The following is a 7,927-nucleotide window of genomic DNA, read 5'->3' as shown; positions in this document are numbered from 1 at the left end:
GTCTTGATGTACCTGGCTGCAGCGGGGGTGGGCCGCCTGGGGATTGTGGAGATGGATCGAGTGGATCTCTCCAATCTCCAGCGCCAGGTATTGTTCGATACCCAGGCTATAGGTCAGCCTAAGGCCGAGGTTGCCAGGGCCCGTCTGGCAAGTCTCAACCCCCACGTACACCTCGAGACCCATACCCTCAAATTGGACTCACATAATGCGCTTTCGCTCCTCGAGCCCTACGATCTGGTGCTCGACTGCACCGACAACTTTCCCACCCGCTACCTGGTGAACGATGCGTGTGTACTGTTGGGCAAAACGCTGGTGTATGGAGCCATACACCAGTTTGAAGGACAGCTTTCCGTATTCCATTTCCGGGGGGGGCCGTGCTATCGCTGCTTGTTTCCTCATCCGCCCAAACCTGGAACCGTTCCAAGCTGCTCCGAAGCGGGGGTTTTCGGTGTCCTACCGGGGGTAATTGGTGGGCTGATGGCCACGGAGGCGCTCAAAGTTTTGCTGGGGCAGGGGGATGTCCTCTCGGGCAAGCTGCTACTCTACGATGGACTGCATACGCACTTTCATAGCATCCAGTTTCCGCAACGCCCTGACTGCCCGGTCTGCGGCGTCAGCCCGAGTGTAACTACACTGCAAGACTATGAGCTGTTCTGCGGTATTTCGGTGTAGGAACAAGATAGAATACACAGGCTAAGCCGACATCGGTTCGGAGTGTTATAGGAGAAAACATGAGTGCGACTGTGACGATTGCCAGAGGTCTGGAAGACGTAATTTTCACCGAAAGCAGCCTGTGCTTTATTGATGGGGACGAAGGCCGTTTATACTACGGTGGTTACAAAATTCAGGATCTCGCCGAACATGCCACCTTCGAGGAGGTGACTTATCTGTTGCTGCACGGGCATCTGCCCAGTAAGGCTGAACTTAAGGGCTTTAGTGCCGAGTTGGCCTCCCATCGTGCCCTGCCGGCCTCGATGATCAAACAGATCAAGCAGTTCCCCCGCAATGCCCACCCCATGTCCATGCTTCGCACCGCAGTAAGCGAGTTGGGCATGTTGGATGAGGCCGAGGGCGATGTATCTCCCGAGGCGCTGTACCAGAAATCCCTTTCGCTCATCGCTAAGTTTGCCACCATCGTGGCGGCCACCAAGCGCCACCGCGAAGGGCAAAAGATTCTTTCTCCCCGCAAAGGTCTGTCCCACGCGGCCAACTTCCTCTACATGTCCAACGGAAAGGCGCCCAACAAAGAGGAAGTTAAGCTGATGGACGTGGCTCTGATTTTGCAGGCCGAACACGGCTTCAATGCCTCCACCTTTACCGCCATCGCGGCCTATTCCACCCAGGCCGACATCTATAGTGCAATTGTGGCGGCCATTGGTGCGCTCAAAGGCCCCCGTCACGGAGGAGCCAACGAAGCGGTGATGAAAATGATTGCCGAGGTTGGTTCAGCCGAGAATGTCACTACATGGCTGGCGGATCTGCAGGCCAAAAAAGGCCGCGTAATGGGCATGGGCCACCGCGTCTATAAATCCTACGACCCCAGGGCGGGGGTGCTCGACAAGTATGCCGGGGAAGTGGCGGTTCAGCATGGACATAGCAATGAGTATGCCATTCTGAAGGAAGTCGAACGGCAGGCGGGGGCGATCTACAACCCCAAGGGCATCTATCCCAACGTAGATTTCTACTCGGGGGTGGTTTACTCTGACCTGGGCTATCCACTCGAGTTCTTTACGCCGATTTTTGCAGTGGCCCGCATCTCGGGCTGGTGTGCCCATATCCTCGAGTACACCCGGATAGACAACCGCCTTCTACGCCCAGACTCACACTACACGGGCAAACTGGATCTTCCCTACCAGAAACTTTCCAGGCGCTAAATCTGGAAAAAGTCAACGGGATGGTTTCGATCATCCCGGTTTATGGTGCACAAGCGTTCAGGTGGTTAGGGTTGCCTGGACGGCTTCAGGAAGTCCGCGAAAAGCCAAGCTCCTCAAAATCCCCCAGGGCCTCCATTGCGCTGGCATATCGCCTGGTCACGTCTTTGGAGATGAGTCGGTCCAGATAGCTTTGTAGTTCGGTTGTAACGCGCAACCCGGTGTCTGGGGTAGCAATCAGCGGTGGGGGCTCCTGGTTTAGATGGGCGTTCATGACTTCGACCGGCTCACCCACAAAGGGCAACTCGCCCGCTAGCGCCCAGTAGAGCAGGACGCCAGCCGAATACATGTCAGAAGCAGGAGTGGGTGACTGCCCCCGGATTTGCTCGGGGGCAATATAGGCAATGGTTCCCAGACGAACCTTCTGGCTAAAACGCTCGCTTTGAGGGCCGGAAAGGTCGAAATCTACCAGACGTGCTTCTCCGGTGCCATCTACAACCAGGTTGTCCGGCTTCACGTCACGGTGCACCAGGCTCTGGCTGTGCATGTGAGCGAGGGCCTCGAGCAGGTGCTGAAACACCCTCAACATCTTGCTGGGGTTGTCTTTGCGCCACTCGGAGAGGCGGCTGCCGGGGGCGAAGGCCAGCAGCACCGCTGGTTGCTCTACCCCATCGTGGGGCACACTCAGCCGGGCCAGCACAGGGTTGATGTGGGGGTGTTTGAGCTGGTGTCCAATCTTCCATTCGCGGTCAGCCCGCCCCTCAAAACCTCTAGGGAACACCTTGAGCGCATAGGGGGTGCCATGGATGTCAAAGGCCAAATACACCGTCGCTACGGCCCCACGGGCGATGGGTCGGATGACCTTGTAACGGCCCTCGAGGGTAATTCCGGCTAACCCCACAAGCATCACTATACCGATTTTTGAATCGGGTTTCGGGCAATTCCTCCCGCTGATACCGGCCCCTGGCCCGGATCGCTCCTATCAAACTGCGAATGCCCACTCCATCCCTTTCTCTCGCCTAACCATGAGGGTGATTGTCTTTTAGGGCGCACCCATTCACAAACCCAGCGGCAACCCGGAGACGGTTTTCAAGGAGACAATTCTGGGTACGGATACGTTACATTAGTATTACTGCAGAACAATCGGCGGTTTGGAGGTGGCTACGTGCGCGGTCTGGTGTTGTCGGGAGGAGGGGCCAGGGGGCTAGCCCATATTGGGGTGCTGGAGGTACTCGAGGCCCAGGGCTTCGAGGCCGAGGTCGTTGCCGGAACCAGCATGGGCGGTGTAGTGGGGGCCCTGTATGCCTTGGGAAAAAAGCCAGCCGAGATCCTCGAAATTTCCCGTTCAACCCCCTGGTTGCGCTTGCTGGACTTGGTTCCCCGACCAGGGCTGATCTCCCAGCGCGGGTTGCGCGATTTTCTGGCGAAATACCTGCCCACCCGGTTCGACCAGCTTTCCAAAAAACTGGTGGTAACGGCGGTGGATCTCGAGGCGGGAAGACTGGCCTATTTTTCGGAAGGTGATCTGCCAGGGGCTGTGCTGGCCTCTACGGCCTACCCAGGGCTGGTAGCTCCCGTGCTCTACGAAGGCCGAACCTATGTGGATGGCGGTGTGCTCGACAACCTGCCGGTGGATGCGGCCCGGTTCATGCGGGCCAAATATGTACTGGCGGTGGACGTGACCCCCGAGATGCGCCTGCCAGGGGTTCCCCGCTCCTCCATTGGACAGGTGCGTCGGGCCATAGATATCATGCAAAACCACCTGACCGCGGCAAGACGCTCGCTCTATCCCCCCGAGCTCTATATTCGCCCCGAACTCCCAGGGGTCGGAATCGAGCAGTTCGGTCGTTTGGAGGAAATTGTCGAAGCGGGCCGTAAGGCAGCTTCGTTGGCACGGCTGAAGTTCTAGGCTCGAGGCGCACGTACCAGAATAAAAATGGGTCTGAAGCGGTCGCCGTATGCGGCAGGTCACACAGTGCAGTACTGCCGAGGGTCGAGAGCAGGTTTTGCTGCATAGCCGGGCGCGTCAAGGGTTCAAAGTATCCGATGTTCCAGCGAAGGTCTTGAGCCTTCGACCACTGGCTCTCGGCTGTACATACGGTCGTGGGGAGCACAACAAATCCAACGGATTACCAAGCTTAATGCGGGTGTGCGTTATGCTATGGGCCGGGCTTTGGCCAAGACTAAGGGGACTCTTTACGATGCGCAACTTTCTGGATTATCTCTTCAAGGAATGGTTTCGCCAGGTGGGCGAGGCCCTTTTGCTGGCCTTCCTGGTCACGACTTTTATCTTCACCACCGTGGGAGTAGTGGGTAACTCGATGAATCCCAGCCTGCTCAATGGCGAACGGGTATTTGTGCCCAAATACGAGACCTGGCTGGTACGCTTTGGCCTGATGCAGTGGCAGCGCGGTGAGGTGGCAATTGTCAAGCCGCCTGAGGGAACCCCCAACGCGGTAGCCCAGTTCCCAGTGCTGGGTTTCCAGTTTCGGGCCTTCTTCATCAAGCGCATTATCGGCCTGCCTGGTGACGAGATCAGCCTGCGCGAGGGAGTGGTTTACCTTAACGGTAAACCCCTGAACGAAGTGCATATCACCGCTTCGCTAACCCCCTACCCGGACAGTTATCCGGTGGTCTGTTACGACAACGAGAAGCTAATTGCCCTTATCACCCAGCAGCAGGTGCGCTTTGCCCCCGATCAACTGCCTGAATACCTAAAACCCACGCTGGAAATGCTCACGCCGCCTGGCCCGGCAGATCTGGAAAGAAGCCGTGCTGGGGAACATTGTTTTACCAGCTCCCTTAAACTCAGACCCGGCTATTTCTTTGTGATGGGCGACAACCGCACCTTTGGCGGTTCTGAAGATTCGCGCACCTTTGGCCCGGTTCCCATCACCACGATTGCAGGTCGGGCCAATGCGGTCTGGTGGCCCCTGAACCGCATTCGGGGTTTGAGCATTCCCGAAGGTTTCAAAGGGCTCTAAGCTGTGCCGTATTGCGTTGGTCATACGTAAGGCTCATATGCCTATCGGGACGGTCACAGCTGCAGTATCCAACCGCATGCCGTACTTGATTTGGGGACCAACAGACTTTGGCAGCGCTTTGAGCGGTTTCCATGAACCCGATGCCGTTTCCGACGCAGCTACTGGCTATTTGCCCTCAGCCGTCGGCAACTTCCGCCAGAAGACCAGTACCCTGGGGGAGGTATCGGCGCTCTGCTCGTAGCTCCTCGCGTTACATCCTGCGCTTCTCATACCAGATTCACCGTGCGGCGCTAGATTCCGAGGGAATGGAGCGAATGCACGGCACCACCATCGTGGCAGTACGTCGGAACGGTGTCACGGCAGTCGCAGGCGATGGACAAGTTACCCTGGGGCAGACCATCATGAAAACCGGGGCGGTCAAGGTGCGTCGTCTGGAACAGGGCGGCGGCATCCTGGTGGGCTTTGCGGGCGCCGTGGCTGACGCCCTGACGCTCCTGGAAAAGTTTGAGGGGGCGCTATCGGGGGCCAAGGGCAATTTGCAGCGGGCAGCCATCGAGACCGCCAAGCTCTGGCGCACCGACCGCGTGCTGCGCAACCTCGAGGCCATGCTGGTGTTGGCCGACCGAGACACCCTCCTCTTGCTTTCTGGCAACGGCGAGGTACTGAGCCCCGACGAGCCCGTAATTGCCGTAGGTTCGGGTGGCCCTTATGCGCTCACAGCAGCCAAGGCCTTGTTGCGACACTCGAGCCTGTCGGCTGCGGAGATTGCCGAGCAAGCCATTCGGCTGGCGGGTGAGATTGACCTTTACACCAGCGGACAGCCCACCCAGGTTCTGAGTGTGGGGGGCACCCCATGAACCTTACCCCTGCCGAAATCGTTCGTGAGCTGGACAAGCACATCGTGGGTCAGGCCGCAGCCAAACGGGCCGTTGCGGTCGCGTTGCGCAACCGGGTACGGCGTAAGAAACTGCTGCCCGAACTGGCCCGTGAGGTCACTCCCAAAAATATTCTGATGATTGGCCCCACCGGGGTGGGAAAGACCGAGATCGCCCGCCGGTTGGCCCGGCTCGCGGGGGCGCCTTTTCTCAAAGTCGAGGCCACCAAGTTTACCGAAGTGGGCTATGTGGGCCGCGATGTGGACTCCATCGTGCGTGACCTGGCCGAGGCCTCTTACCAGCTGGTCATGCAGGAGATGAAGGCCAAAGTCGAGGGACGTGCCCAGGGTATGGCCGAAGAAGAGGTAGCCTCGCTGCTACGCATACAGCCCTTCGAATTGCGTTCGGGCCGCTACCACGATCAACTCGTCGAGATCGAGGTGGCCGAGGAAGCCAGACTCCCGATGGCTGGGATGTTTGGCGGCGAGCAGATGCAGGGCCTGCAAGACATGCTCAAAGGGCTGATGCCCCAGCGCAAGGCGCGGCGTAAGGTGCGGGTCAAGGAGGCCCTGGAAATCCTCAGAAACCAGGAAGCCGAGCGCCTGGTAGACAAGGAAGAAGCCACCCAGGAAGCGCTGCGCCGCGCCCAGGAGGAGGGAATCGTCTTTATTGACGAAGTGGACAAAATCGCCAGAGGTAAGGGGGCAGTCAGCGGGCCGGATGTCTCGGGCGAGGGGGTGCAGCGGGATCTGCTCCCGATCGTGGAAGGAACCGTGGTTTCGACCCGTCTGGGACCAGTCTCGACCGACCATGTGTTGTTTATAGCGGCAGGGGCCTTTCATGTTTCCAAGCCCTCCGACCTGATCCCCGAGCTACAAGGCCGGTTCCCCATCCGGGTTGAACTCGAGCCCCTGGGCCCGCAGGAATTCGAGCGAATCCTGCGCGAGCCAGAAAACTCACTTATCAAACAGTACCGAGCTTTGCTCGCCGCCGACGATACGGAGGTTCACTTTACCCCCGAGGCCATCCAGGCGGTGGCCAGGTTTGCTCACCAAGCTAACCAAGAGTTGGAGGATATTGGCGCACGGCGACTCTCAACGGTCCTGGAACGGTTGCTGGAAGAAGTTTCGTTTCAGACCAGTCTGGGGCGGGTAGAAGTGACCAAGGAATATGTGGAAGCGCGACTTGAGAATGTGCTGGCATCCCGCGATCTTTCCCGCTATATTCTTTGACTTTGGATGGTGTTCAATGAAGCCGAAGCCGACAAACTGCTCTCAACCCCCCGCAGGTACAACCCTGTGGGTGCAGGCTTATGAGTCTCGACTGAATGGGTTGGGGTATTCAGGAGGAAGATGATACGTTTCTGGTTCTTTGCAATGGTGCTGGTGGTGGGGGGTGTGCTGGCTCAACAAAACCCTGCCCAGCCCTCATCACGGCCGCAGACCCAGGCCAGCCTGTGTGTGCTGTTGTTTGAAGCCGGGCGTCCCGAGGCGGCGCTAACGGCCTGCGAGCGGGCAGTCAGGGATGCACCGAGCGCCGAAAACCTGTACCTGCTGGCGCGTGTGCAGTCCGAGCTCAATCGCTTTACGGCGGCTATTGAAAACCTGCGCCGCTCGATCACCCTTAACAGTAGCTTCATCCAATCGTATGTGGCCCTAGCCCAGGTTTTTGTGCGCCAATACTTGCTGGCCGAAAACCGTGAAGCCTCCAAAAACCTGCTGGATCAAGCCCTGGTCATCCTCCGCGAGGCCGAGCGGGTCAACTCTCGATACGCTCCCATCTACGCTACCCGGGGGACGGTACTGGCCTACCAGAACCGCCTCGATCAGGCGGTCGAAGCCATCAACCGCTCGCTGGCCATAAGAGACGAGCCTATTGTCCGTGCGTTGCTGGCAGATATCTTTATCCGCCAGGGCAAATGGGAAGAGGCCCTCAAGAACTACGAAGATGCCGTGAAAGCTGCGCCCAAAAACGCAGGTTTGCGGGTCAAGTACGGCAGCTTGCTACTGCTTCGGGGTAATGTAGATTTGGCCATCGAGCATCTGGATCAGGCGGTGATCCTGACCCCCGGGAACGCCGAAGCCTGGTTGCGTCGTGGCGATGCCTACTACGAGAAAAGGGACTGGCAGCAGGCCGGTGTTTCCTATCAGCAGACGGTCGCGCTCTCACCCGTTCGTTTCCCCGATGCCTACATTGG

8 protein-coding genes are annotated in these 7,927 nt (G+C 58.4%); 7 read left to right on the top strand and 1 reads right to left on the bottom strand.

All coding sequences use genetic code 11. The annotated features are described in order from the left end of the window. Both Q0288_RS03280 and Q0288_RS03275 read left to right on the top strand, forming a co-directional pair. Window positions 1-672: ThiF family adenylyltransferase (locus Q0288_RS03280; protein ID WP_299427129.1), on the top strand; the 672-nt coding region annotated here is incomplete at its 5' end. A 59-nt stretch (window positions 673-731) separates the two neighbouring features. Next, complete coding sequence (locus Q0288_RS03275) at window positions 732-1,874, top strand: citrate synthase/methylcitrate synthase (protein WP_299427126.1); 1,143 nt, start codon at window positions 732-734, stop codon at window positions 1,872-1,874. Between the two features lie 85 nt (window positions 1,875-1,959). On the opposite strand, the gene Q0288_RS03270 is transcribed toward Q0288_RS03275, so the two are convergent. After that, window positions 1,960-2,778 carry a serine/threonine-protein kinase gene (locus Q0288_RS03270; RefSeq protein ID WP_299427123.1) on the bottom strand — a complete coding sequence of 273 codons (819 nt, stop codon included), beginning with the start codon at window positions 2,776-2,778 and terminating at the stop codon, window positions 1,960-1,962. A gap of 258 nt (window positions 2,779-3,036) precedes the next feature. Here Q0288_RS03270 and Q0288_RS03265 point away from each other — a divergent pair, with 258 nt between their 5' ends. From Q0288_RS03265 to Q0288_RS03245, 5 genes are all read left to right on the top strand, one after another. Next, window positions 3,037-3,780 (top strand): patatin-like phospholipase family protein, encoded by a 744-nt coding sequence (locus tag Q0288_RS03265; protein WP_299427120.1) that lies wholly within the window; start codon window positions 3,037-3,039, stop codon window positions 3,778-3,780. Between the two features lie 292 nt (window positions 3,781-4,072). Beyond that, entirely contained in the window at window positions 4,073-4,855 is a 783-nt protein-coding gene (lepB, locus tag Q0288_RS03260; protein WP_299427117.1) for a signal peptidase I, read from the top strand. Window positions 4,856-5,160: 305 nt separating this feature from the next. Further along, complete coding sequence (gene hslV / locus Q0288_RS03255; protein WP_299427115.1) at window positions 5,161-5,712, top strand: ATP-dependent protease subunit HslV; 552 nt, start codon at window positions 5,161-5,163, stop codon at window positions 5,710-5,712. Continuing rightward, complete coding sequence (locus Q0288_RS03250; protein WP_299427112.1) at window positions 5,709-6,962, top strand: ATP-dependent protease ATPase subunit HslU; 1,254 nt, start codon at window positions 5,709-5,711, stop codon at window positions 6,960-6,962. Before hslV ends, Q0288_RS03250 begins: the two co-directional genes overlap by 4 nt. Window positions 6,963-7,082: 120 nt before the next feature. Continuing rightward, the coding region (locus Q0288_RS03245; RefSeq protein ID WP_299427109.1) for a tetratricopeptide repeat protein at window positions 7,083-7,927 on the top strand (845 nt) is incomplete at its 3' end.

Source organism: uncultured Meiothermus sp., assembly GCF_937863175.1.
Taxonomy (GTDB): domain Bacteria; phylum Deinococcota; class Deinococci; order Deinococcales; family Thermaceae; genus Meiothermus.
This window is presented reverse-complemented; position numbering and strand designations above follow the sequence as displayed.

What these genes read in the sequence shown, in the direction of transcription:
- Q0288_RS03275 (WP_299427126.1), top strand. Translation starts at nt 732, where the DNA reads ATGAGTGCGACTGTGACGATTGCCAGAGGTCTGGAAGACGTAATTTTC.
- Q0288_RS03270 (WP_299427123.1), bottom strand. Translation starts at nt 2,778, where the DNA reads ATGCTTGTGGGGTTAGCCGGAATTACCCTCGAGGGCCGTTACAAGGTC.
- lepB (WP_299427117.1), top strand. Translation starts at nt 4,073, where the DNA reads ATGCGCAACTTTCTGGATTATCTCTTCAAGGAATGGTTTCGCCAGGTG.
- hslV (WP_299427115.1), top strand. Translation starts at nt 5,161, where the DNA reads ATGGAGCGAATGCACGGCACCACCATCGTGGCAGTACGTCGGAACGGT.
- Q0288_RS03250 (WP_299427112.1), top strand. Translation starts at nt 5,709, where the DNA reads ATGAACCTTACCCCTGCCGAAATCGTTCGTGAGCTGGACAAGCACATC.